This is a genomic window from Knoellia subterranea KCTC 19937 (genome assembly GCF_000768685.1).
In the GTDB taxonomy this organism is placed as follows: Bacteria; Actinomycetota; Actinomycetes; order Actinomycetales; family Dermatophilaceae; genus Knoellia; species Knoellia subterranea.
The window spans coordinates 1-24,017 of record NZ_AVPK01000003.1; the positions used below are offsets into that span (position 1 = coordinate 1).

At 69.7% G+C, this 24,017-nt stretch carries 23 protein-coding genes and 1 pseudogene; 12 read left to right on the plus strand and 12 right to left on the minus strand.

Annotation, left to right across the window (positions count from 1 at the left end; translation table 11 throughout):
- Positions 1 to 284: 284 nt before the first annotated feature.
- The 7 genes from N803_RS05995 to N803_RS06025 form a co-directional block, all read right to left on the minus strand.
- Positions 285 to 938 (minus strand): DUF305 domain-containing protein, encoded by a 654-nt coding sequence (locus N803_RS05995; protein ID WP_084764123.1) that lies wholly within the window; start codon positions 936 to 938, stop codon positions 285 to 287.
- Positions 939 to 948: 10 nt separating this feature from the next.
- Positions 949 to 1,689, minus strand: coding sequence for a thioredoxin-like domain-containing protein (locus tag N803_RS06000; protein ID WP_035903459.1), 741 nt, complete (start codon positions 1,687 to 1,689; stop codon positions 949 to 951).
- Between the two features lie 178 nt (positions 1,690 to 1,867).
- A complete protein-coding gene (locus N803_RS06005; RefSeq protein ID WP_169743053.1) occupies positions 1,868 to 2,686 on the minus strand; it encodes a CHAD domain-containing protein in 819 nt (272 codons plus the stop codon).
- Between the two features lie 5 nt (positions 2,687 to 2,691).
- Positions 2,692 to 3,252 (minus strand): LytR C-terminal domain-containing protein, encoded by a 561-nt coding sequence (locus N803_RS06010; protein ID WP_035903461.1) that lies wholly within the window; start codon positions 3,250 to 3,252, stop codon positions 2,692 to 2,694.
- A gap of 13 nt (positions 3,253 to 3,265) precedes the next feature.
- Positions 3,266 to 3,559 (minus strand): type II toxin-antitoxin system VapB family antitoxin, encoded by a 294-nt coding sequence (locus N803_RS06015; protein WP_009776380.1) that lies wholly within the window; start codon positions 3,557 to 3,559, stop codon positions 3,266 to 3,268.
- Positions 3,560 to 3,638: 79 nt separating this feature from the next.
- Positions 3,639 to 4,634: an acetylxylan esterase gene (locus N803_RS06020; RefSeq protein ID WP_035903464.1), complete on the minus strand. Its 996-nt coding sequence runs from the start codon at positions 4,632 to 4,634 to the stop codon at positions 3,639 to 3,641.
- A 7-nt stretch (positions 4,635 to 4,641) separates the two neighbouring features.
- Positions 4,642 to 5,376, minus strand: a complete 735-nt coding sequence (locus N803_RS06025) for a FadR/GntR family transcriptional regulator (RefSeq protein WP_035903466.1) — start codon at positions 5,374 to 5,376, stop codon at positions 4,642 to 4,644.
- Positions 5,377 to 5,526: 150 nt separating this feature from the next.
- On the opposite strand from N803_RS06025, the gene N803_RS06030 reads away from it, so the two are divergent.
- The 8 genes from N803_RS06030 to N803_RS06065 all read left to right on the plus strand — a co-directional run bounded on the left by N803_RS06030 (position 5,527) and on the right by N803_RS06065 (position 15,110).
- Positions 5,527 to 7,158 carry an ABC transporter substrate-binding protein gene (locus N803_RS06030; RefSeq protein ID WP_035903468.1) on the plus strand — a complete coding sequence of 544 codons (1,632 nt, stop codon included), beginning with the start codon at positions 5,527 to 5,529 and terminating at the stop codon, positions 7,156 to 7,158.
- A 191-nt stretch (positions 7,159 to 7,349) separates the two neighbouring features.
- Positions 7,350 to 8,306: an ABC transporter permease gene (locus tag N803_RS06035; RefSeq protein WP_035903470.1), complete on the plus strand. Its 957-nt coding sequence runs from the start codon at positions 7,350 to 7,352 to the stop codon at positions 8,304 to 8,306.
- Entirely contained in the window at positions 8,306 to 10,270 is a 1,965-nt protein-coding gene (locus N803_RS06040) for a dipeptide/oligopeptide/nickel ABC transporter permease/ATP-binding protein (protein ID WP_035903471.1), read from the plus strand. Before N803_RS06035 ends, N803_RS06040 begins: the two co-directional genes overlap by 1 nt.
- Positions 10,267 to 11,427 (plus strand): oligopeptide/dipeptide ABC transporter ATP-binding protein, encoded by a 1,161-nt coding sequence (locus N803_RS06045; protein WP_052111903.1) that lies wholly within the window; start codon positions 10,267 to 10,269, stop codon positions 11,425 to 11,427. The genes N803_RS06040 and N803_RS06045 overlap by 4 nt, the downstream gene beginning before the upstream one ends.
- Positions 11,424 to 12,362, plus strand: coding sequence for a dihydrodipicolinate synthase family protein (locus tag N803_RS06050; protein ID WP_035903472.1), 939 nt, complete (start codon positions 11,424 to 11,426; stop codon positions 12,360 to 12,362). Before N803_RS06045 ends, N803_RS06050 begins: the two co-directional genes overlap by 4 nt.
- Positions 12,363 to 12,376: 14 nt before the next feature.
- Positions 12,377 to 13,345: an ROK family protein gene (locus tag N803_RS06055; RefSeq protein ID WP_084764244.1), complete on the plus strand. Its 969-nt coding sequence runs from the start codon at positions 12,377 to 12,379 to the stop codon at positions 13,343 to 13,345.
- Positions 13,342 to 14,058 carry an N-acetylmannosamine-6-phosphate 2-epimerase gene (locus tag N803_RS06060; RefSeq protein WP_035903473.1) on the plus strand — a complete coding sequence of 239 codons (717 nt, stop codon included), beginning with the start codon at positions 13,342 to 13,344 and terminating at the stop codon, positions 14,056 to 14,058. The genes N803_RS06055 and N803_RS06060 overlap by 4 nt, the downstream gene beginning before the upstream one ends.
- The gene (locus tag N803_RS06065; RefSeq protein ID WP_035903474.1) at positions 14,055 to 15,110 is read left to right on the plus strand and encodes an SIS domain-containing protein; all 1,056 of its coding nucleotides are present in this window, start codon (positions 14,055 to 14,057) and stop codon (positions 15,108 to 15,110) included. Before N803_RS06060 ends, N803_RS06065 begins: the two co-directional genes overlap by 4 nt.
- An 80-nt stretch (positions 15,111 to 15,190) precedes the next feature.
- On the opposite strand, the gene N803_RS06070 is transcribed toward N803_RS06065, so the two are convergent.
- A complete protein-coding gene (locus tag N803_RS06070) occupies positions 15,191 to 15,559 on the minus strand; it encodes an ROK family protein (RefSeq protein WP_035903475.1) in 369 nt (122 codons plus the stop codon).
- 14 nt (positions 15,560 to 15,573) lie between these two features.
- Here N803_RS06070 and N803_RS06075 point away from each other — a divergent pair, with 14 nt between their 5' ends.
- The 4 genes and pseudogenes from N803_RS06075 (at position 15,574) to N803_RS06090 (ending at position 20,029) form a co-directional block, all read left to right on the plus strand.
- A complete protein-coding gene (locus tag N803_RS06075) occupies positions 15,574 to 15,864 on the plus strand; it encodes an apurinic/apyrimidinic endonuclease family protein (protein WP_035903478.1) in 291 nt (96 codons plus the stop codon).
- A gap of 135 nt (positions 15,865 to 15,999) precedes the next feature.
- A pseudogene (locus N803_RS06080) lies at positions 16,000 to 17,012 on the plus strand (sugar phosphate isomerase/epimerase family protein).
- Entirely contained in the window at positions 17,009 to 18,184 is a 1,176-nt protein-coding gene (xylA, locus tag N803_RS06085; protein WP_035903481.1) for a xylose isomerase, read from the plus strand. The pseudogene N803_RS06080 and the gene xylA overlap by 4 nt, the downstream one beginning before the upstream one ends.
- 132 nt (positions 18,185 to 18,316) lie before the next feature.
- A complete protein-coding gene (locus tag N803_RS06090) occupies positions 18,317 to 20,029 on the plus strand; it encodes a helicase HerA-like domain-containing protein (protein WP_425402400.1) in 1,713 nt (570 codons plus the stop codon).
- 100 nt (positions 20,030 to 20,129) lie between these two features.
- Here N803_RS06090 and N803_RS06095 read toward each other — a convergent pair whose 3' ends face one another.
- The 4 genes from N803_RS06095 to N803_RS06110 form a co-directional block, all read right to left on the minus strand.
- The gene (locus tag N803_RS06095; protein ID WP_035903483.1) at positions 20,130 to 20,525 is read right to left on the minus strand and encodes a hypothetical protein; all 396 of its coding nucleotides are present in this window, start codon (positions 20,523 to 20,525) and stop codon (positions 20,130 to 20,132) included.
- Between the two features lie 5 nt (positions 20,526 to 20,530).
- Positions 20,531 to 20,983, minus strand: coding sequence for a hypothetical protein (locus tag N803_RS06100; protein ID WP_035903484.1), 453 nt, complete (start codon positions 20,981 to 20,983; stop codon positions 20,531 to 20,533).
- Between the two features lie 134 nt (positions 20,984 to 21,117).
- Positions 21,118 to 22,041 carry an AEC family transporter gene (locus N803_RS06105; protein WP_035903485.1) on the minus strand — a complete coding sequence of 308 codons (924 nt, stop codon included), beginning with the start codon at positions 22,039 to 22,041 and terminating at the stop codon, positions 21,118 to 21,120.
- 9 nt (positions 22,042 to 22,050) lie between these two features.
- Positions 22,051 to 23,961, minus strand: coding sequence for a propionyl-CoA synthetase (locus tag N803_RS06110; RefSeq protein WP_035903916.1), 1,911 nt, complete (start codon positions 23,959 to 23,961; stop codon positions 22,051 to 22,053).
- Between the last annotated feature and the right edge of the window lie 56 nt (positions 23,962 to 24,017).

Genomic DNA, 24,017 nt, shown 5'->3' on the forward strand with positions numbered 1-24,017 from the left:
GGTGGGCTTGCACCCACACACGCTTTCGAGGCGTGCTCCTTAGGCCGCTCGGACACACCACCGCGAAGCACAATACGCAACGACTCCTCAGGAACGAAATCGAGGCGCCACCTGAACCCGCCCGAGACGCAGCCGACGAGGAGTCGCGCGGCGAGCGCACAGGCGAGCGGACGGCATACGCCAGAAGTGACCGGAGGGAACGTGAAGGGTCCGGAGGGCACATAGGCCTCCGGACCCTTCAGGTTCTCTCATGGGGAGCAAAAGTTGGGGCAACCGGGCAGCAGCTAGGCGCGGGCTGCGAGCATCTGCTCCATCGTCGTGATCTCCGCCGTCTGGGCCTGCTTCATCGCACCGGCCAGGGTCACGACCTCATCGCGATCCGAGCGGGTGAGCACCGCCTCGGCCATCTGCACGCCGCCCTTGTGGTGGGCGATCATCAGGGTGAGGAAGATGCGGTCGGCCTCGACGCCACGGGCTGCTGACAGGCGCGCGATGTCGGACTCGGACGCCATGCCCGGCATCGGCACCGACTCGCCCGACGCCGAGGTCGCACCGTGGTGGTCCGAACCCATCCACGCCATGGCCGGCTGCGAGCCGGTGGGGGACAGGCCCCAGATCTTGAGCCACGCGAACATCTGCCCGATCTGGCCCTGCTGACTCGTCGCGATGTCATAGGCGAAGGTGCGGATCGCCGGATCCTCGGTGCGGTCGGCGACGATGAGCGACATCTGCACGGCCTGGGCGTGGTGCGTCGACATGTCCCGCGCGAAGCCGGCCTCGGCCGACCCGTCCAGCGGGTACCCGCCGCGCCCGAACAGTCCCCACCCGAGGATGAGGCCGGCGAGCAGGGACGCGACTGCAAGCAGCACCGACAGCCCGATGACCTCGCCCCGCGAACGGGACGAGGTCGTCGGGTCCTGCTGGAGGGCGTCGGTCACGTGGACGAGGTCACTTGGACGCGGTCGGCGACGGGCTGACCGGGGCCGAGGACGTCGCCGAAGCCGAAGCCGACGGAGACGCCGACGGGCTCATCGGCACCTGCGGGGTGGCGTTGTCGTCGGTGCCATCGGTTCCGTTGGTGCACAGGGCGCCCGGCTCGGGGGTCTGCGGACCCTGGCGGTACTCCTTGATGAACGCCTCGAGGCGGTTGTCGTTCGCGCCGGTCAGCTGGATCTGCTTGCCCCACGCGGAGGCGACGACGGGCGAGGGGAGGCCCTCATAGGGCGACAGCACCATGTAGCTGTCGGGGATGACGGACTTCAGCTTGTCGAAGTCGGCCTGCGGCAGGTCGGGGCGGTAGGTCACCCACACCGCGCCGTGCTCGAGCGAGTGGACGGCGTTCTCCTTGGGCACGGGCGAGTCGTAGACGCCGCAGTTGAGCCAGACCGGGTTGTGCTCGCCACCGACGGGCGGGTTCTCCTTGTAGGCCACCGGGTCCGTCGTGTGGTTGCCGCTCGGGTAGTCGAAGGACTTCACCGCCGACAGGTCGGGCTTGTTGGCGTTGCCCTGAATCACGGCGAACGTCACGGCGCCGGCGATGATCGCGATGGTCACCGCGGCCGCTCCCCAGATGGCCAGCATCCGCTGACGGTCCTTCTTCTGCTGCTCCTTGCGCATCTGTGAGACGCGGTCGGAGGCGGTGCGCGCGCTGGCGCGTGCCTTCTTGCTGCCACTGCCGGACGGGGCCACGGGTCACTCCTGTTGATCGATCGGTGTCGAGAGATTGTCACCCATGTGCCTGAGTGTTCGCTGGGGCAGTCCGTGCCCGGACGCGTCAGGGCTTGCCGTGACACTTCCGGGGCGGGTCGCCGGACTGCCTGTGTATGCCGTCCGCTCGCCGATCGCGGTGAGCGGACGGGGGTGCCCCTCACCGCCAATACCGACCGAGCGTGACGAGGTCGTCGTGGGCGGTCACTGCGCGCTGGAGCAGGGCGGATCGGTCGACATCGGGCGTGGGTGCACCGACGCTGGCCAGCAGGTGGCGGGACATCTCGGCGTCGCGCCACTCGCCGAGGCTGCCCTGGAGGGACTCGACGGCGTCTGCGAAAGGTGCGGGGACGGCATACAGGCCGTCGAAGAACTGCGTGCCGTAGCGGAGCTTCTTGGCCTCGATCCGCACTCGGTGGCCGTGCGAGGCGCTCGAGCGCGCGAGGTCCGCACCGCGGTCGCGGACCCTCCGGAAGCGTCGGTCGAGGGCGACGGCGGCAGCCTCGGCGAGCGGTGGGTCGACGGGCACCTGGTCGGGAAGGTGGCGCAGGAGGATGTCGAGGTGGCGCGCCAGGTCGCGCCACCGGTCCGACGTGACGACGTCGACGACCTCGTCGTAGGCGGCCTCGCGGCGTGCGTGGAGTTTGCGCCGTGGACTGCCGGACAGGAGGTCGGCGTGGGTGGAGAGCGTGATGTCGAGGTCGCGGGCCCGTCCGAGGGGTGCGGCCAGATCGCGGGTCTCTGTGCTCACCCAGCTGAGCTTGTCGTCGTCCCCGAGTGGACGCCGGAGCAGGGCGAATGCCGCGCGGAGGCGTCGCAGTCCGACCCGCATGTCGTGCAGGGTGGCGGCGTCGCGTCCCGCGAGGAGCGGGTCGACCTGCTCGAGGATGCGCTGGCCGCAGGAGCGCACGATGAGGTCGAGCGCCTCGGTCGCCGTCTGGTCCCGGGTGAGGCCGAAGGCACCGGGAGGGCTCGCCACGCGGGCTACTTCGCCGACGAGGAGGCCGAGGCGGAGGAGCTCGGCGCGGGGCACATCGGCTTCCCGGTGGGGGTCGGGGTTGGGCCGAGGGTCTTGAAGGCGTTGCCGAGGACGAAGTCGACGGTCTCGTCCTTGCGCTGGTCACCCACCTGGGTCGTGCCCTTGCCACCCAAGGGTGCGACGAGTGCGGCGCGGGACTTGCCGGACGGACCGAACCGCACCTCGACCGGGGCCGCCACGGCCCGCTTGAGCGGGTCGTTGCTGATCTCGCCGATGGTGTAGCCGCGCTTCCTCAGCTCGGTCGCGGTGCGCGAGGCCAGTCCGTTGGTCTTGGTGGCGTTGTAGACGTTGACCGTCGTCGTGGCCGGTGTCGCCACCTTGGGGTCGTAGGGCCGGCACGATGCGGACGAGCCGCCGGGTTCGTCGCTGCCGGTCGAGTCGCGGTAGTAGGAGTAGGCGTACCAGAACGCGAAGAAGAGCATGAGCAGCGCGACGAGGAGCGTGGTCGTCGCACGACGCTGCTGGTGCCGGTGGCGCAGTTCGGCAGTGAGATCGCGGTCGGACATGGCGCCCCCTCGGCTACTCGATCACCAGGACACGGGCGTGGAGGGTGGGACGCTGGTGCAGCGCCGCGCGCAGCGCCCGGTGCAGCCCGTCCTCGAGATAGAGCGTGCCCTCGAACTCCACGACGTGCGCGAAGAGGTCGCCATAGAATGTCGAGTCCTCCGACAGCAGCATGCCGAGGTCGAGGGTGCGCTTCGTCGTGACGAGGTCGTCGAGACGCACGAGGCGCGGGGGCACGTTGGACCACTGACGCGTGCTGTACCCGTGTTCGGGGTAGGGACGCGTGTCGCCGACGGCCTTGAAGATCACGCCCGCCACTGTATGGGGCCCGTCGCGCGGACGCGCGTCGCCGTTCGTGTCGTGAGCGCACTGTGACCTGCAGGTGACCTCACGTCCCGACGCCGAACCGCTCCTGGAGCCACTGGATCTGCTGCTCGTCGTGGTGCTCGCCGCCGCCCTCGTGCTTGTTCCACGGGAAGATCTCCATGGACTTGTCCCCGGTGTAGTGGTTGTAGGCGGCGTAGACCGTCGAGGGCGGGCAGACGTCGTCCATGAGCGCGACCGAGAACAGCGCGGGGGCGGTGCCGTGCGCCGCCATCGTCATGCCGTCGAAGTAGGTGAGGGTCTCGAAGGCCCGGGCGATGTCGGCCTTGCGGGTGCGGGCGAAGAGGAGCAGCTCGGCGTACGGCGCGGACTCGGTGACCTCGATGGCGCGCTCGACGTGGCAGAGGAACGGGACGTTGACGAGCCCGGCCGCGATGCCGTCGGCGAGTGCGAGGGTCGCCAGGGCGATGGCGCCACCCTGGCTCGTGCCCTGGACCGCGACGCGCGCGGTGTCGACCTCGGGCAGCGACCGGGCCGCGTCCACCGCGAGAACGGCATCGGTGAAGACGCGCCGATAGAAGTAGTCGTCCGGACTCCCCAGACCCTGCGTGAGGAACCCCTCGACGTGCGGGCCCACGGCGCCGCTCGTGCCGGCGCTGTCACCCGTGCTCCCCGCGCGGCGGGCTCGGGCCCCCTGCCCGCGCGTGTCCATGACGAGGATCGCGAAGCCGGCCGCGGGCCAGGCCAGCCAGTCCAGAGGCGTGCCGCGACCGTCGCCGTAGCCGAGGAACTCGACGACGACGGGCCAGCCGCCCGCGGGGGCCGGACCCTCCGGGCGGATCCACCAGCAGTGGACCCGCTGTCCACCGAAGCCCGTGAACGAGAGGTCGAGCGCGACCACGTGAGGCAGGCGGACGGCATACGGGATCGTCTGCACGTCACGGTCGACGGAACGCGCCTCGCTCAGCGTCGCGCCCCAGAAGTCGCGGAAGTCGGCAGGTTCGCGACGCTCGGGCAGGTACTTCTCGAGCTCGCGCAGGGGCAGGTCGAACAGGGGCATCGGGCGATCAGGCCTTGACGGACTTCGCGCTGGCGATGAGCTCGCGGATCGGCGCGTAGTGGGCGGCAACCGCATTCCGGAGCGCCGCGATGTCGTGGGCCTCGGCGGCCTCGACGATCGCGAGGTGGAGGCTCGCCGTGAGGGTGAGGGCCTCCTTGTGCGCCGCGCCGAGCGTGGGGGTGACGATCGACTGGACCTCCCAGAACGCGCCCGTGAGCTGCTGGATGAGGTCGTTGTGGAGCGGCTCCATGAGCAGGAGGTGGAACTGACGGTCGAGTTCGAGGTAGTCCTCCCCGCGCTCGGCGGCCTCCGCCATCCCATCGGCGAGCCGGCGGAGCGTGGCGAGCTGCTCGTCGTCGAGGCCGTCCGCGACCTGTGGCGCGAGGCCCTGCTCGATCGTCTGGCGGATCTCGACGACCTGGCCGAGGACGAGGTGGTCGTCCTCGCTCGTCAGCAGGCCGCGGAAGGCGAGGCTCTCGACGAGAGCGTTGAGGGACATGCGGCCGACGTAGGTGCCGTGCCCGTGGCGGACGTCGACGATGTCGAGCGCGCTGAGCGTCTTGACCGCCTCGCGCACGCTCGAACGGCTCGCGCCGACCGCTTCGCACAGCTCGGCCTCCGTGGGGAGCGGATCGCCGGGGCGCAGCTGGTTGCGGACGATGTAGTCCTTGATGCCCGACACGACCTCGTCGCGGCGCAGGGCCGGGCGCGTGATCGGCGGTCCTGCATCGAATTTCGCCATGGGGCTTGCCCTTCTGTCCGTGGTCTGTCACTCTCACTCTAGCGGTAATCAGACATCAGACGTCATAGGTCCGCAAGAATTCTCTGGTTCGACCCTTCAGCGCTGCAGCGGTCACGGCGGCAGCGCGCGAATGCCAACGGAGGCACCCCCTTGAGCACCACAGACACGCAGACGCCGGCCGTGGGCCGTCGTCGTTCCCCGTTGACCGGCCGCGCCACGCGCGTCGTCGCCACGTCGGCCCTCGCCGCGCTGGCGCTCGCAGCGTGCAGCGGCGGCCCGTCGTCCACCAACGCCGTGAGCGGCGAGGGCAAGAAGACGTCGATCGAGGCCACCATGGCCTTCACGCTGTCGAGCGGCTTCGACCCCGCCAACGCGTCCAGCGCCGTGGCGACCGCCGCCAACCAGCACATCTTCGAGGGCCTCGTCGACCTCGACCCGTCGACGCGCAAGCCCTACCTGGCGCTCGCGAAGTCCGACCCGACCGTGAGCTCGGACGGCCTGGCCTGGACGGTCCAGCTGCGCGACGGCGCGAAGTTCTCCGACGGCACGGCCGTCACCGCCGAGGATGTCGCCCACTCGTTCAACCGCGTCCTCAAGCCGACCGACCCGGCCGCGCCGCCGCTGATGCAGGGCTTCATCTCCTTCATCGACTCGGTCACCGCCAAGGACGCCACGACCGCCGAGTTCAAGCTCAAGACGCCGTTCGCGCTCTTCCCCGAGCGCATCGCCGTCATCAAGATCGTGCCCAAGGCCAAGACCGCCGACGACGCAGCGTCCAAGGCGTTCGACACCGCGCCCATCGGGTCCGGCCCGTTCAAGCTCGACAGCGCGTCGAAGGAGACCGGCCTCAAGCTCTCGAAGAACACGAACTACAACGGCCCCAAGCCGGCCAAGGTCGAGACGATCACCTTCAACACGACGACCGAGGCCTCGGCCCGCGTCGCCGACCTCCAGGGTGGCCGCGTCCAGGCCATCGAGCAGGTGCCCTACCTCAACGTCGACGCCCTCAAGGGCAAGTACGAGGTCGAGGAGAAGCAGGCCTTCAACCAGGTCTTCCTCATGTTCAACACGCAGGCCGCGCCGTTCAACGACAAGCGCGTCCGCCAGGCCCTGCACTACGCCATCGACAAGAACGCCGTCATCAAGACCGCGCTCAACGGCTACGGCACCCCCGCGTCGAGCTACCTCGACGAGGGCAACGCCAACTACCAGAAGGCCGCGACGGTCTACGACTACGACGCAGCGAAGGCCAAGGCCCTCCTCGCCGAGGCCGGCGTCAAGGACCTGAAGTTCACGCTCGACACGACGGACAACGCCATCGTCAAGGACGTTGCCCCGCTCCTCGTCGAGGCGTGGAAGGCCATCGGCGTGACGGCGACGCTCAACACGCAGCCGTCCTCCGCGATCTACGGCGACGTCGTCCCGAAGGACACCTTCCGGGTCCTCGCGGCTTCCGGTGACCCGAGCGTCTTCGGCACCGACCCCGACCTGCTCATGCGCTGGTTCTACTACGGCGAGACCTGGCCCACGAAGCGCTACCGCTGGGACGCCGCTCACCGCACGCAGGTCGCCGGCATCCTCGACAAGGCCGCCCAGTCGACCGACGAGGCCGAGCGCAAGACCCTGTGGAAGCAGGCGCTCGACATCGTTGCCGAGGAGGCTCCGCTCTACCCGATCCTCCACACCAAGGTCGTCACGGCCTACGACAAGACCCAACTCGAGGGCTTCACCGCAGCCGGCACCACCGGTCTGTACTTCCTCGACACCAGCCGCAAGGGCTGACCGGGCTGGGGCGGCCCTGTGCCCCCCGCCTGAGCGTCCTGCCCGGCCCACCCCCTCCCTGGGCCGGGCAGGACGACTCGGGACCGACGAACCACCAGCCGGTATGCCGTTCGCGGCCACCCGGGCGGCGCTCGGCACCCGAGCCGGCCACCCGGCATACCCCGTAGTTCTGCACCACGGAAGGACCTCCGATGCTCACCGTCCTGAGCATGATCGCGCGGCGCCTGCTGACGCTGATCCCCCTCGTCCTCGGGATCACGTTGTTCGTCTTCGTCGTCATGCAGTTCTCGCCCATCGACCCCGCCCTGTCGGTCCTCGGTGACCAAGCGTCGCCGGCGCAGATCGAGGCGTTCAAGGCGGAGAACGGGCTCAACGACCCGCTGCCCCTTCGGTACGTCCACTTCCTCGGCAACCTCGTCCAGGGCGACCTCGGCATGACCTTCCCGCCGAGTGAGCCGGTCGCGAACAAGATCGCGACGGCCCTACCGCTGACGATCCAGCTCACGGTCCTCGGCATCCTCGGCGCCCTGATCATCGCGCTCGTCCTCGGCATCACCGCCGCGCTCTACCGCGGCCGCTGGCCCGACCAGATCATGCGCTTCGTGTCGATGGCCGGCATCGCCATGCCGTCGTTCTGGCTCGCCCTGCTCCTCATCCAGGAGTTCGCGGTGCGCCGCTCCCTCTTCCCGACCGGTGGCTACGTCAACCCGGCCGACTCCCCGACGGAGTGGCTGCGGTCGATGACCCTGCCGGCCCTGGCCCTCGCCGTCCCCGTCGGCTGCTCCCTCGCCCGCATCGTCCGCACGTCGATGGTCGAGGAGCTCGACCGCGACTACGTGCGGACGGCCATCGGTGCCGGGCTGCCGCCGCGAGTGGTCATCGGACGCAACGTCCTGCGCAACGCCCTCGTCAACCCGCTCACCGTGCTCGGCCTGCGGATCGGCTACCTCATCGGTGGCACGGTCATCATCGAGGCGATCTTCTCGCTGCCCGGCATGGGCACCCAGATCATGAGTGCGGTCCAGCAGAACGACACCGCCCTCGCTCAGGGCACGGTCCTCACGATCGCCCTCGGCTTCGTCGTCGTGAACCTCGTCGTCGACATCCTCTATCTCTTCGCCAACCCCCGACTGCGGGGAGGTCACTGATGCGCGCCGCACTCACCCACCAGCTCTCCCGCCCCGGCGTCGGCTTCCGCCGCCTCGGCCTCGCGAGCCGGATCGCCCTCGGTTTCGTGGCGCTCGTCGTCCTCGTTGGGCTCCTGGCGCCGCTGCTCCTGAAGCACGACCCGACGCAGACCGGACTCGGCCCGGCGCTCACCGGACCCAACGGCGACTACTGGTTCGGCCTCGACCGGCTGGGTCGTGACGTCTACTCGCGCCTCGTCGCGGGCACGCGTCGCTCGCTCATCGTCGGCTTCGGCGCCGCCGCCATCGCCCTCATCGCTGGGTCGATCCTCGGAGCCATCGCCGGCACGAGCCGCAGCGCCGTCGACGAGGTGATCATGCGCTGCCTCGACGTTGTCATGGCGTTCCCGGCGATCGTCCTGTCGGCCCTGCTCATCATCTCGTTCGGCAAGAACAGCCTCCTGGTGCTCGTCCTGGCCATCGGCTTCGTCTTCACGCCGTCGATCGCACGCATCGTTCGGGCCAACGTCATGTCGCAGTACCGCGAGGACTACGTCGCCGCCGAGCGCATCATCGGTGCCCGACGACCGCACATCCTGATCAAGCACATCCTGCGCAACTGCGCGGCGCCCATCCTCGTCTTCGTCACCGTCATGGTCGCGGACGCCATCGTCTTCGAGGCGTCGCTGTCGTTCATCGGTGGCGGGCTCTCTCCGCAGGAGGCGCAGTCGTCCTGGGGTTCGGTCATCGCCTTCGGCAAGGAGATGGTCCAGATCGGTGGATGGTGGGCAACCTTCTTCCCCGGCCTGCTCATCCTGCTCACGGTGCTCGCGCTCAACGTCCTCTCCGAGGGCATCTCGGACGCGTGGGCCGCACCCGCTGCGCGCCGCTCGCTCACCAAGGCGATCGCGTCCCAGGACGCGCTCGAGAAGGCCGAGCCCGGAACGGGTGAGGTTCTCGAGCTGCCGGGTCTCGTCGAGGCGGCCGCGCGGCTGCGGGAGCGGGCTCGTCCGCTGCCCAGCGGGGAGCCGGTGCTCGACGTCCGCAACCTGTCGATCGGCTTCGCTGACCGCCACAACGGCGTCGACATCGTCGACGACATCAGCTTCGACGTCCGCCCCGGCGAGGTCGTCGGTCTCGTCGGCGAGTCGGGGTCCGGCAAGTCCCTGACGTCGCTCGCGATCATGGGCCTCGCGCCCAAGGGCGCTCGGATCAACGGCGAAATCCGGTATGCCGGAACCGAACTCACGTCGTTGTCCGCGGCTCGTCGTCGTGGCCTGATGGGTCGCGAGATCGCCATGATCTATCAGGACGCGCTCTCGGCACTCAACCCGTCGCTCAAGATCGGCACCCAACTCGGGCAGCTCATCAAGCGCGGCGGCACGCGGTCTGCGAAGGAGCTCATGGAGCTCGTCGGCCTCGACGCGGAACGCACGCTCGCGGCATACCCCCACGAGTTGTCCGGAGGACAGCGTCAGCGCGTCGTCATCGCGATGGCCCTCTCGCGCGACCCGAAGTTGATCATCGCCGACGAACCGACCACCGCCCTGGACGTCACCGTGCAGGCGCAGGTCATGGAGCTGCTGCTCCGCCTGCGCGAGGAGCTCGGCTTCGCGCTCATCCTCGTGAGCCACGACCTCGCCCTCGTCAGTGACGTGTCCGACCGCGTCGTCGTCATGTACGGCGGGCAGATCGTCGAGACCGGCGTGACCGCGGACGTCATCGAGGCGCCGGCGCACCACTACGCGCGTGGCCTCCTCGGGTCGGTGCTGTCCCTGGAGACGGGCGCTGAACGGCTCACCCAGATCCGCGGGGTCGTGCCCTCGCCCGCCGACTTCCCGACCGGGTGTCGGTTCGCCGACCGGTGCCCCCTCGCGAGCGAGGTGTGCCTGACCACGGCGCCCGATCTCGAGGGCGGTGACCGCCACCGCTTCGCCTGCCACCACCCGGCGGTCGAGCTCCACACGAAGGAGGTCGTGCGATGAGCACCGCACCCCAGAGCCCGCAGAGCCGTGTTTCGCCGCAGGCGACGTCGCCGATCGCTGAGCTGCGAGACGTCCACGTCGTCCACCGAACCCGCGGCGGCGGCATGTTCGACCGCGAGCGCGTCTATGCCCTCACGGGTGCCGACCTGGCCATTGCACCGGGCGAGACGGTGGGCATCGTCGGCGAATCCGGTTGTGGCAAGTCGACGCTGGCCAAGGTGCTCGTCGGTCTTCAGCAGCCGACGTCCGGAGTCGTGAGCGTCGCCGGGCACGACGTGTGGTCGATGAGCGCGGCCGAGCGACGTGAACACATCGGTGCCGGTGTCGGCATGATCTTCCAGGACCCGTCGACGTCCCTGAACCGACGTATGCCGGTCCGAGACATCCTGCGCGACCCCCTCGACGTGCACGGTCGCGGGACCCGGGCCGAGCGTGAGGCTCGCGTCGAGGAGCTCATGGCCCTCGTCGGTCTGCCCCGCTCCGTCGCCGACGTCCTGCCCAGTCAGCTGTCCGGCGGCCAGCGACAGCGTGTCTCGATCGCACGGGCCCTGGCGCTGGAACCGCGGCTCATCGTCGCCGACGAACCGACGAGCGCGCTCGACGTCTCCGTCCGGGCGCAGATCCTCAACCTGCTCCTCGACCTCAAGGAGCGACTGGGCCTGGCGATGGTGTTCGTCTCGCACGACATCCAGACCGTCAAGCGGGTGAGCGACCGCGTCGTGACGATGTATCTCGGTCGGATCGTCGAGCAGACCCCCGCGGAGGTGCTGCCGACGGGTTCGCGGCACCCCTACACGCGGGCGCTCTTCTCGGCGACACCCGGACTGCTCTCGCCGATCGACCCGATCCCGCTCATCGGACCGGTTCCCAGCGCGACCCGGCCCCCGAGCGGCTGCCCGTTCCGGACGCGCTGCTGGAAGGCCACGGAGGTGTGTGCCGAATCGATGCCGGAGCCGCAGGCTGCGGCGTCGGACGGCGGATCGGACGGCGGATCGGACGGCGGATCGGACGGCGGACAGGCACACGAATTCCGCTGTCACCACCCTGTTCCCGCCGGAACCGGCGATGCCGAACTCGTTGCCCTCGCACGGGCGGCAACCCCCAAGAACCCTGGGCCCGAGCGGCCCGCCACCGACGATGTCGAGGAGACAGCGTGACCACCCCGACCCCACGATTCAGCGGCGTCGTGCCGCCCACCGTCACCCCGCTGCTGGAGGGCGGCGGCGTTGACGTCGCATCTCTCGAGCGTCTCGTCGAACAGCAGCTCGCAGCCGGTGTCCACGGACTCTTTGCCCTGGGCAGCTCGGGGGAGACGGTGTTCCTCACGGACGCCGACCGCGACCGAGCCCTCGAGGTCATCGTCAAGACCGCGGGTGGTCAGGTGCCCGTCATCGCGGGGGCGATCGAGCCGACGACGCCGCGTGTCTTCGAGCGCGTCCGTGCCGCCGAGCGACTCGGCGCCGACGCCATCGTGGCCACGGCACCGTTCTATGCGATCGTCGGGCCGCACGAGGTGGAGCGCCACTTCCGGGCCATCGGTGAGGCCACGGAGCTTCCGCTGCTCGCCTATGACATCCCGGTGTGCGTCAAGGTCAAGCTCTCCGTCGACCTCCTCGTGAACCTCGCGGCCGACGGTGTCATCGCCGGCATCAAGGACTCGAGCGGTGACGACGTCGCCTTCCGTCAGCTCCTCCTGCGCGTGCGCGACGAGGTGCCCGGTGCCGACTTCACGGCGCTCACGGGTCACGAGGTCGTCGTGGACGGGATGATGCTCGCCGGTGCGTCCGGCTCGGTCCCGGGCCTGGGCAACGTCGACCCTGAGGGGTACGTGCGCCTCCACGAGGCGTGCGTCTCCGGAAACTGGACGGCCGCCCGCGCCGAGCAGGACCGGCTCACCCGCCTGTTCCGCATCGTCGACGCACCGGACCCCGCGACGACGACCGGGGCGACCCGCGGTGTCGGTGCCTTCAAGACGGCGCTCATGCTGCTGGGTGTTCTGTCCAGCAACGCAGTGTCTCTGCCGATGCGTCCACTCAACGACGCCGAGACCGGCCGGATCCGCGACGTCCTCGTCGAAGCAGGGCTGCTCTGACGATGGACCCCTCGATGTCGGACCGCGAGGTCGTGGCAGCCATCGACATCGGTGGCACGAAGACCGCCGCGGCCCTCGTGGACCGATCGGGCGAGATCCTCGCCCGGGCGGCCGCCCCGACGCCGGGGCGCGAAGGGGCGGCCGCGATCCTCGCCACGGCGGCAGGGCTGGTGCGTGACCTCTCTGCGGATGCGCAGGGCGTCACCGTGCGCGCCCTGGGCATCGGCAGTGCGGGAGTCATCGATCCCCTCGCGGGCCGCGTCGTCGGCTCGACCGACGTCCTCGCCGGCTGGACCGGCACCCCCATCGTCGACCGACTGGCGACCCTCACCGGACTGCCCGCGTCGGTCATCAACGATGTCCACGCCCATGCCCTCGGTGAGGCTGCATACGGTGCGGCACAGGGCTTTTCGACTGTTCTTGTGGTCGGCGTCGGGACGGGTGTGGGCGGTGCGTTCGTCGAGGACGGACGCGTGCGCCCCGGCGCACACAGCGCCGCCGGACACGTCGGTCACCTGTCGAGCGTGTATGCCGGGTCCCTCCCGTGCTCGTGTGGCCGCGTGGGCCACCTCGAGGCGATTGCGTCCGGGCCGGGGCTCCACGCGGAGTACCAACGCCGCTCCGGCGAACACGTCGCGGACTTCCGGGCGGTCGTGGCACTCGCTGCGGGCGGTGATGCTCACGCTCTCGACGTGGTCGAGCTCGGCGGTGCAGCAGTCGGCACGGTTGTCGGTGGGCTCGTGAACGTTCTCGACCCGCACGCCGTTGTCATCGGTGGGGGAGTGGCCGGTGCCGGGGACCGCTGGTGGGACGCCCTGCGCCGGGCCGTTCGTCGGGACGTCATGCCTTCTCTGGCCGACACCCCCATCCTCATTTCCACCCTGGGCGGCGACGCGCCACTGCTCGGTGCTGCTGCTCTGGCCTGGCAGGGCGACGGGCTGACGTCGCCGGCCACCATCCCCGACCCCGAGGTGATCTCGTGAACCCCAACGATGCCCACGCCCTCATCGAGTCTCTCCGGGGAGGTCTCGTCGTCTCGTGCCAGGCCTACCCCGGCGAGCCGATGCGGACCCCCGACACGATGTGCCGGGTGGCGCAGGCGGCCGCCCGCGGTGGCGCCGTCGGCATCCGCGCCCAGGGGCTCGACGACGTCGCCGCCATTCGGGCCGCAGTAGACCTGCCCCTCATCGGTCTGTGGAAGGACGGCGACGACGACGTCTTCATCACCCCGACCCTCGAGCACGCGCTCGCCGTCGCTCGAGCGGGCGCGCACGTGGTTGCCCTCGACGGCACGTCTCGGCCGCGACCCGACGGACGCACGCTCGCGGAGACCATCACCGCGGTGCACGAGCAGACCACTGCCCTCGTCATGGCCGACTGCTCGACCTTCGACGAGGGCCTGGCCGCCGCGGCGGCAGGAGCGGATCTGGTGGGGACCACGCTCGCCGGCTACACGGCATACACGGTCAAGGGCGACGGACCGGACATCGACCTCGTCGGTGAGCTCGCGCGCGCCCTCGACGTGCCGGTCGTCGCGGAGGGGCGGATCCACTCTCCCGCCCAGGCCGCCGCCGCTATCACCGCCGGTGCCCACGCGGTCGTGGTCGGCACCGCCATCACCCATCCGACGACGATCACGGGGTGGTTCGCCGACGCCGTGAACGGCGCCAACTCTGTGGACAAGGACAACGCGTGAACGACGAAAACCCCAATGCCGCAGCGGTTCCCGGTTCGCTCATGGCTGCTGAGGTCGCGGAGCAGCCAGCGGTCTTCGATCGGATCCTCACCCAGAGTCCGACAGATGTCGCAGCCGTGGCGGCCCGGATCGCGGACGCGTCCCCGCGCTTCGTCGTGATCGCCGCGCGTGGCACGAGCGACCACGCAGCGCTCTATTTCAAGTACCTCGTCGAGATCGTGCTCGGCCTCCCGTGTGGCCTCGCCTCTCCGTCCACGACGACCGCGTATGCCGCCCAGCCGAACCTTTCCGACGTGCTCTGGGTCGCCGTCAGCCAGTCCGGTGGTTCGCCCGACCTCCTCGAGTCGACGCGTGCGGCGGGCCGGGCAGGGGCGCCGACCCTCGCCGTGACGAACAACGCCGAGTCACCGCTGGCTGCTGCCGCCGAACTGCACCTCGACGTGCGGGCGGGGGCCGAGAAGGCCGTCGCCGCGACGAAGACCTATACCGCGACCCTGCTCACGCTGTGGCTCCTCGTCGACGCCTGGCGCGGTGGTCGCGCGGAGGCCGCCGCGGATCTGGTCGAGGCCGCAGAAGCGGCCGTGGTGGCACCCGGGGTGGATCTCGTGGCGGGCCACTACCGGTTCGTCGACAAGATCGTGCTCACGGGTCGGGGGTATGCGTACCCGACGGCGCGCGAGGCAGCGCTCAAGCTCATGGAGACGAGTTATCTTGCGGCACACGCCTTCTCGGGCGCAGACCTGCTGCACGGACCGCTGGCCATGGTCGACAACGAGCGTCCCGTCCTCGCCGTCGTTCCGCACGGGGTCGCCGGACTGGCGATGGAGCCGGTGCTCGCTCGGCTCCGGGACCGCGCCGCTGACCTCACCATCATCGGTGACCGTGAGCACGCGGGTCAGGAGCCGGCGATCCTCGTGCCGTGCGTGGCCGAGGAACTCAGCCCGTTGCTCGAGATCATCCCGCTGCAGCGGCTCGCGCACGCCATGGCCATCGCGCGGAATCAGGACCCCGACGCTCCGCGGGGCCTGTCCAAGGTCACCCGCACCACCTGACGCCCCGACTTCTTGCGCTGTTGGGACACGGCGTGCGGGCCGAAGGCCCTCCGCCCGTGTCCCAACAGCGCAAGAAGTCGTCAGGAGGCGAGGGTGGCGAGGTGGCGTTCGACTTCGTCGGCCGACAGCACGTGCTGGATCACCATCGTTGCGGCACCAATGACACCGGCGTGCCCGCCGGTGCGGGCCGTGACGATCTGGAGTTCCCCGGTGGCCAGCGGGAGTGACCGCCCGTAGACCACCTCGCGGATCCCTGCCAGGAGGCCTTCGGGCGACTGCGCGAGGAGGCCGCCGATGGCGATCACCGAGGGGTTGAGCATGCTCACGATCGACGCGAGGACCGACCCGATCTCGCGGCCGGCCTGCCGGAGAGCGGCCAGCGTTTCGGGGTTGCCCGCGCGGGCGAGGGCCAGCAGTTCGCGGCTGTCGTGGAGGTCGATACACGGCACCGGACGGCAGCAGCGTGCAGGCAGTCTTCGACCCGGCCGGTGTCGTCGCAGCCCAGTCGAAGCGCTTCCCGCTGTTCCACGCCAAGGACGGAGTCAAGGACACCACCCAGGCCAACGGCTATGTCATGGCGCCGTTCGGCGAGGGAGACATCGACTACGCGACGTTCCTGCGTCGGGTGGGAGCCAAGGGCTCGCACAACCCGATGTGGGAGCAGGACACCGCCCCCGGCGGCACGGCGAACCCCGGCCAGTCCCTGGCGTTCGCACAGGTCAGCTACGACAACATGGCCGCCCTGCGCGGCTGACACCGGTGCCGACCCGGTCCGCTGTTGCAGCAACGGGCCGGGTCGGACACCGGCTACACCCCGCCGTCGACCAGCAGGATGTGACCCGGATTCTACGTTCGTGGATCCGGAGCAGACCCGAACCGGAGGATTCCCGTGACACGACCGATCACCCTCTTTACCGGCCAGTGGGCCGACCTTCCCTTCGAGGAGGTATGCCGGTTGGCCGCCTCCTGGGGGTATGACGGCCTCGAGATCGCCTGCTGGGGCGACCACTTCGAGGTGGACCGGGCCCTGGCCGAGGACGACTACGTCGCAGGGCGTCTTGCGATCCTCGAGAAGCACGGCCTCAAGGTGTGGGCCATCTCGAATCACCTTGTGGGACAGGCGGTCTGCGACGATCCGATCGACCAGCGGCACGAGGACATCCTGCCCGCCGACATCTGGGGCGACGGTGACCCGGAGGGCGTCCGGCAGCGGGCTGCCCAGCGCATGGCGGACACGGCTCGGGCCGCGGCCAAACTTGGGGTCGATGTCGTCATCGGCTTCACCGGGTCGGCGATCTGGAAGTACGTCGCGATGTTCCCGCCGGTGTCGGCGGAGACGATAGAGGCGGGCTACAGGGACTTCGCCGACCGCTGGAACCCCATCCTCGACGTCTTCGACGAGGTCGGTGTCCGCTTCGCCCATGAGGTGCACCCGAGCGAGATCGCCTACGACTACTGGTCGACAGTGGCCACGCTCGAGGCGATCGACCACCGCCCGGCCTTCGGCCTCAACTGGGACCCGTCGCACATGGTGTGGCAGGACCTCGACCCTGCGGCCTTCATCTGGGACTTCCGCGACCGGATCTATCACGTCGACTGCAAGGACGTCCGCATGCGCGTCGGCAACGGTCGCAACGCCCGGCTCTCCTCGCACCTGCCGTGGGCGGACCCGCGCCGTGGCTGGGACTTCGTCTCGACCGGGCACGGCGACGTGCCGTGGGAGGACTGCTTCCGCACCCTCAACTCGGTCGGCTACGACGGCCCGATCTCCGTGGAGTGGGAGGACGCCGGCATGGACCGGCTCGTCGGCGCTGCTGAAGCTGTCGGTTCGTGCGCCGACTCAACTTCGACAAGCCCGATGCGGCCTTCGACGCCGCCTTCAGCTCCGGGAAGGACGCATGACCACGCAAGCCAGCGCACCGGCATACACACCGGTCCGTGAGGACCGTTTCTCCTTCGGACTCTGGACCGTGGGGTGGCAGGGCGTTGACGTCTTCGGGGGAGCCGTTCGGCCGCCCCTCGACCCGGCCGAGGCCGTGCACCGCCTGTCCGACCTGGGTGCGTGGGGCATCACGTTCCACGACGACGACGTCATCCCGTTCGGCGCGTCCGTCCAGGAGCGGCTCAACCACCTCGCGCCCTTCCGCAAGGCGCTCGCGGACACGGGCCTCGTCGTGCCGATGGTGACGACAAACCTGTTCTCCCACGCCGTTTTTCGCGACGGTGGGTTCACGAACAACGACCGAGACGTGCGCCGCTTCGCCATCGCCAAGGTCGCCGAGAACATCGACCTCGCCGTCGAGCTCGGCGCGACGACGTTCGTCGCGTGGGGCGGCCGGGAAGGCGCCGAGTCGGGTGCGGCCAAGGACGTCCGGGCGGCGCTCGACCGCTACAAGGAGGCCTTCGACGTCCTCGGGTCCTATGTCCTCGAGCAGGGCTACGACCTCCGGTTCGCGCTCGAGCCCAAGCCCAACGAACCGCGCGGCGACATCCTGCTCCCGACCATCGGGCACGCGCTCGCGTTCATCAACGAGCTCGAGCACCCCGAACTCGTCGGCCTCAACCCCGAGGTCGGGCACGAGGAGATGGCCGGGCTCAACTACGCGCACGGGATCGCCCAGGCGCTGTGGCACGGCAAGCTCTTCCACATCGATCTCAACGGTCAGCACGGGCCGCGCTTCGACCAGGACCTGCGCTTCGGTGCCGGCAATGCGCGCGGTGCGTTCTGGACCGTCGACACCGTCGAGAACGGTGGCTACGACGGACCTCGGCACTTCGACTTCAAGCCGCCGCGCACCGAGGACATGGACGGTGTGTGGGCGTCGGCGGCCGGGTGCATGCGCAACTACCTGATCCTGCGCGAGAAGTCGCGGGCGTTCCGTTCGGACCCTGCGGTGCAGGAGGCGCTGCTCGCGGCCCGCCTCGACGAACTGGCCCATCCCACCCTGGGCGAGGGGGAGTCGTTGGCGGACCTCCGGGCGGAGGCCTTCGACGCGGATGCCGTCGCGGCGCGCGGGATGGCGTTCGAGGCTCTCGACCAGCTCGCGCTCGACCACCTCTACGGCGTGCGCTGACCCCATCACTGCGACTTCTTGCCCAGTTGGGACACGTCGCGCGGGCCGAAGGCCCCCGCCGTGTGTCCCAACAGGGCAAGAAGTCGTCCATGGGCCCGGCGCGACCACCGGCCCTCGCCTAGAGTTCCGAGGGTGACCGAGAACGTGACGCCAGAGCAGCCCGCCGCCGACGCCGCGGCAGCCCCCGCAGCCGAACCTGCCCCCGCCGAGGCTCCGGCCGAGACGCCCACCGAGGCCCCTGCGGCCGAAGCCCCTGCAGCCGAGGCGCCGAAGCAGGAGGAGGCGCCCAAGGAAGGTGCCGCCGGCAGCGCCCATCTCGACGAGATCCGCGCCGGCTATGCCTTCGACGGGCCGGCCCTCAACTTCGGTGCCGCCGTCATCGACGACACGGCCCACCCCGACGCGCAGGTGCAGATCCCGCTGGCCGTCCTCAACCGGCACGGCCTCGTCGCAGGCGCCACGGGCACCGGCAAGACCAAAACCCTCCAGTTCATGGCCGAGCAGCTCAGCGGTCAGGGCGTCCCCGTCTTCCTCGCCGACATCAAGGGCGACCTCTCCGGCCTCGCGAGCCCTGGCGAAGCGAATGAAAAGCTGACCAGCCGCGCAACGTCGATCGGGCAGGACTGGCAGGCCACGGCATACCCGACGGAGTTCTTGTCCCTGGGTGGTCAGGGCAAGGGCGTCCCGATCCGTGCGACGATCACCGACTTCGGTCCGACGCTGCTGTCCAAGGTGTTGGGGCTCAACGACACTCAGGAGTCGAGCCTCGGTCTCGTCTTCCACTACGCCGACAAGAACGGCCTCGCGCTCCTCGACCTCAAGGACCTGCGTGCCGTCATCCAGCACCTCGTCAGTGATGAGGGCAAGCCGGAGCTCAAGGCCCTCGGCGGCCTGTCGTCGGCCACGGCCGGCGTCATCCTGCGCGAGCTCATCGCGTTCGAGGACCAGGGCGCCGACGCGTTCTTCGGTGAGCCGGCCTTCGACACCGCGGACCTGCTGCGCACGACGGCCGACGGCAAGGGACTTGTCACCTGCCTCGAGCTGCCCGGCGTGCAGGACCGCCCGGCGCTGTTCTCGACGTTCCTCATGTGGATGCTCGCCGACCTCTTCCACGACCTCCCCGAGGTGGGCGATGTCGACAAGCCCAAGCTCGTCTTCTTCTTCGACGAGGCGCACCTGCTCTTCGCCGACGCGAGCAAGGCCTTCCAGGAGGCCATCGAGCAGACCGTGCGGCTCATCCGCTCCAAGGGCGTCGGCGTCTTCTTCGTGACGCAGTCGCCTCGCGACGTGCCCGCCGGTGTCCTCGGACAGCTCGGCAACCGGGTGCAGCACGCCCTGCGCGCCTTCACGCCCGATGACGCCAAGGCGCTCAAGTCGGCGGTCAAGACCTATCCGCACACGCAGTACGACCTGGAGAAGCTCCTCACCTCGCTCGGCACCGGTGAAGCCGTCGTGACGGTGCTGTCCGAGAAGGGTGCACCGACGCCGGTGGCGTGGACGCGCATGCGTGCCCCTCAGTCGCTCATGGCGCCGTCGCCCGACGCACTCATCGACCAGACCATCGCCGCCTCGTCCATCGCGGGCAAGTACGCCGCGGTCGCCGATCGAGAGTCGGCCTACGAGAAGCTCGCCGCCCGAGTGCAGGCGACGACCCCGGCCGCCGCCGAGGCGCCCAAGGCGTCGCCCGCTCCGACTGCCGCGAAGAAGACCGCCGCACCCAAGGAGGACCCGGGCTTCGTCGAGCAGGTCGTGAAGTCGAGCGCCTTCAAGTCGGCGCTGCGCTCTGCCGGCACGGTCATCGGCCGCGAGATCACCCGCTCGATCTTCGGCACCCGCCGCCGCTGATTTCTGCGCCGGTCGCGCGACCGGTGCACAGCCTGACGACCGGCGCTCGCATGCGGGCGCCGGTCGTCATTGTTTGCGCCGGTGGTGCCCGATGCGTCGGTCAGAGTGTGAGGAGCGCGGTCGCGTAGGCGTACTCGACGTCCTCGTCGGTGACGGTATGCCGGGTGCCCTCGCTCCCGGCATACGTCACCTCCCAGCCCGCCTCGGTTCGGACCAGCGACTCCAGCCGGTCTCCGAGGAGCGCGCGGAGCTGGTCCTCGCGGGGGAGCCACAGCGCCTGGTCGAGGCTCACCGAGTCCAGCGCCCACTCGGTCGTCCCGTTGAAGCCGAGGACGGTCTGCTCCCCGAAGGTCTGGGGTTCGACGGTGAGCTGGCTGACCCAGAACACCTCACCGGTGAGCAGTTCTGCGTCGACGACGAAGCGGTCGCCGGGTGCGGGCTGCCAGAGCAGGCCGGCCTCGTGGGCGAGACGACGCGCGAGCTCGATCGTGATCATCCGGCTCACGCGCCCCGGCGACGGCGCATTCGCAGGCGGAAGCCGTCCAGTGGGTAGGGGAAGAGCCGTCCGGATGCGGCCGTCCACACTGCGGCGATGGCAAATGTTGCGACCCACAGGCCCGCGATCCAGCCGGCAGCCGTGCCGACGAGGTCATCGAAGCCAGCGCTGAGGAGCCCCAGACAGGTCACTGCAAGGACGGCGAGGCCCTTCATGAAGAATCGCCAGGCTGCGGCTCCGGCGTCCAGAACCAGCGGACGACCGTCGAAGTGCGCCAGCAGGTGGATGATGCAGGCGATCGGGAAGAGTGGCCCGATGAAGCTCGGGGCGAGCTGGACGAGCCCCGCGAGATAGCGGCCATCCGTGGTCCACGTGAAGCGCAGGCGTGGCGCGGCCTCCACGGGTGCGTTCGCCACAGTGCGCCCGAGGGTGTCCTGAAGGAACGGTCCATTGCCCACCCGGTCAGGGTAGTTCGCCCGGTCGTGTCGTCGTGCGTCCCGCCGAGACGACCATTTGCACTCGAGGCGACCACTTCGAGGTGGTCGTTTCGAGTGCAACTGGTCGATTCGCGCCGTGGACGGACCGCAGAGGGTCAGCCGAGGAGGGCAGCGATGAGCAGGATCACCGGCACCGAACCCATCGTCGTAATGAGGATCGTGTCGCGGGCCAGCACTGTCGCCCGGTCGTAGCGGGTCGCGTGGACGAAGATGTTCTGCGCCGTGGGCAGCGCCGACGTCACGACGATGGCGAGCAGAGCGTGACCCTCGACGCCGAGCGCGAAGCGAGCCACGGCATACGCGACAAGGGGTTGGACGATCAGCTTGAGGAGTGACGTCGTCGCCAACTCGGCCACGGAGCCAGCGGCACCCAGCCCGGGGCCCAGCCGCAACGCGATGCCATACGCGATGAGCATCGCCGGCACGGCCACCCCACCCAACAGCTCGAGCGGCGCCCCCACGAAGTCCGGCAGGGTCCATCCCGTCACGGACAGCAGCACGCCGATCAACGAGCCGACGGTGAGCGGATTGCGGAACGGCCGGGTGACGAGCTGGACGAACGACGGAGACCGCCCCAGCGCGTCAGCATCCAACACTGCCAACGCAATCGGCTGCAGGACGATGAGCTGGAGCAGCAGCGTCGGCGCCACGAGCGCGGCGTCGCCGAGGACATAGCTCGCCACCGGGATGCCGAGGTTTCCTGCATTGACGTATGCCGCGGAGAGGGCTCCGATCGTTCCCTCACCGAGGCGTCGGTGCCAGAGAAAGCGGGCGCACGCGGCATAGATCGCGACGGGCACCAGCACCCCGGCTGTCGTGGCGACAAGGTTTGCTGACAGGACGTTGTGCACGTCGGCGCGGCTCAGCGTCATGACCATGAGCGCCGGCGAGCCGACGAAGAACGCCACCTGCGACAGGACACGTTGGGCGGTCAGGTCGACGATGCGCAGGTGCGCCAGGAGTGCTCCGACGGCGATGACGACGCCGATCGTCGCGAACCCGGTGAAGACTCCCTTCACCCGGTCAGGCTATGCGTCGGGCCGCAGCACCGGCTTCAGGGTCTCGAGGACTGACGCGTCCTCGATCGTCCCGGGGACGGTGGGGACGCGGCCGTCGGCGATCTCCCGCATCGTCTTGCGCAGGATCTTGCCGGAACGGGTCTTGGGGAGCGCCGCGACGACGTCGACCTGGCGCAGCGCGGCAACGGCTCCGACCTCGTCGCGCACCCGTTGGACCAGTTCGGCGCAAATGCGTTGTGTCGCAGCCTCGCTCGTGTCGACACCGCCCTTGAGGACGACCAATCCACGGGGGAGTTGGCCCTTGAGTTCGTCCGCCACGCCGATGACCGCACACTCGGCGACGTCGGGGTGGCCGGCCAGGGCTGCCTCGATCGACCCGGTCGAAAGCCGGTGTCCCGCAACGTTCAACACGTCGTCGGTGCGGCCCATGACGAAGAGGTAGCCGTCCTCGTCGACCAGCCCGCCGTCCCCCGTGGCGTAGTGGCCGGGATACGTCGACAGGTAGCCATCGACATAGCGCTCGTCGTCACCCCACAACGTCGGCAGCGTCCCCGGAGGAAGCGGCAGCCGGATGGCGATGGCGCCCTCCTCGCCCGCCGGCAGAGGTGCACCGGTCTCGTCGAGGATGGACACGGCATACCCCGGCATCGGGACCGACGGCGAACCCGCCTTGATCGGCAGCGGTTGCAGCCCACGGGGATTCGCCGCGATCGGCCATCCGGTCTCGGTCTGCCACCAGTTGTCGACGACGGGCACGCCGAGGACCGACGTGGCCCACTCATAGGTGTCGGGGTCGAGCCGTTCACCCGCGAGGAACACGGTCTCGAGCGACGAGATGTCGTGCTGCGCCACCAGCTCACCGCGCGGGTCCTCGCGCTTGATCGCGCGATAGGCCGTGGGCGCCGTGAACATCGCCTTCACGCGGTGCTCGGCGATGACCCTCCAGAATGCGCCGGCATCGGGTGTGCCGACCGGTTTCCCTTCGTAGAGAACGGTGGTCGCGCCCGTGAGCAGTGGCGCGTAGACGATGTAGGAGTGGCCGACGACCCACCCGACGTCACTCGCGGTGAACCACACGTCGCCCGGGTCGATGCCATAGATGTTGCCCATCGACCAGCGCAGTGCGACCGCGTGACCACCGTTGTCGCGCACGATCCCCTTGGGGCGGCCGGTCGTGCCGGACGTGTAGAGGATGTAGAGCGGGTCGGTCGCCGCGACCTCGACGCAGTCGACGGGTTCGGCATCCGCGACGAGCTCGTCCCACGTCATCTCCTCCCACTCCGTGTCGCGCTCGCCGACGGCGGCCACGGCCTGCTCGCGCTGGAACACGACGACGGACTCGGGCTTGTGGGTGCTCCGGTCGAGGGCGGCGTCGAGCATCGGCTTGTACTCGACCACGCGGCTCGGCTCGATCCCGCAGCTCGCCGCGACAACAACCTTGGGCTGTGCGTCCTCGATCCTGGCCGCGAGCTCGGCCGGCGCGAACCCGCCGAACACGACCGAGTGGATGGCGCCGAGCCTCGCGCAGGCCAGCATCGCGACGACGGCCTCGGGCACCATCGGCATGTAGATGACGACGCGATCGCCCTTCTCGACCCCGAGGCTCGCCAACGCACCGGCGAACGTCGCCACGCGAGCCAGCAGGCCGGCATACGTGATCGTCTCTGTGGTTCCGGTGACGGGACTGTCGTGGATGAGCGCGGGCTGCTCGCCGCGGCCGTCGCGCACGTGCCGGTCGAGCGCGTTGAAGCACGTGTTGAGGCTCGCGCCGGTGAACCAGCGGTGCAGCGGCGCGTTCGAGCTGTCGAGGATCGTCGTGGGGGGAGTGATCCATTCGATCGCCTTGGCGGCCTCGCTCCAGAAGGCGTCCGGTTGCTCGATCGACTGCCGGTATGCCGGCGTGTACGCGTCCGTGGTCATGTCGCCCATCGTCGTGGTTGGCTCTCGCGGCGGCCAGAGCTTCGACGAGTGGCGAG

What these genes read in the sequence shown, in the direction of transcription:
- N803_RS06010 (WP_035903461.1), bottom strand. Translation starts at nt 3,252, where the DNA reads ATGTCCGACCGCGATCTCACTGCCGAACTGCGCCACCGGCACCAGCAG.
- N803_RS06020 (WP_035903464.1), bottom strand. Translation starts at nt 4,634, where the DNA reads ATGCCCCTGTTCGACCTGCCCCTGCGCGAGCTCGAGAAGTACCTGCCC.
- N803_RS06025 (WP_035903466.1), bottom strand. Translation starts at nt 5,376, where the DNA reads ATGGCGAAATTCGATGCAGGACCGCCGATCACGCGCCCGGCCCTGCGC.
- N803_RS06035 (WP_035903470.1), top strand. Translation starts at nt 7,350, where the DNA reads ATGCTCACCGTCCTGAGCATGATCGCGCGGCGCCTGCTGACGCTGATC.
- N803_RS06040 (WP_035903471.1), top strand. Translation starts at nt 8,306, where the DNA reads ATGCGCGCCGCACTCACCCACCAGCTCTCCCGCCCCGGCGTCGGCTTC.
- N803_RS06045 (WP_052111903.1), top strand. Translation starts at nt 10,267, where the DNA reads ATGAGCACCGCACCCCAGAGCCCGCAGAGCCGTGTTTCGCCGCAGGCG.
- N803_RS06055 (WP_084764244.1), top strand. Translation starts at nt 12,377, where the DNA reads ATGTCGGACCGCGAGGTCGTGGCAGCCATCGACATCGGTGGCACGAAG.
- xylA (WP_035903481.1), top strand. Translation starts at nt 17,009, where the DNA reads ATGACCACGCAAGCCAGCGCACCGGCATACACACCGGTCCGTGAGGAC.
- N803_RS06095 (WP_035903483.1), bottom strand. Translation starts at nt 20,525, where the DNA reads ATGATCACGATCGAGCTCGCGCGTCGTCTCGCCCACGAGGCCGGCCTG.
- N803_RS06110 (WP_035903916.1), bottom strand. Translation starts at nt 23,961, where the DNA reads ATGACCACGGACGCGTACACGCCGGCATACCGGCAGTCGATCGAGCAA.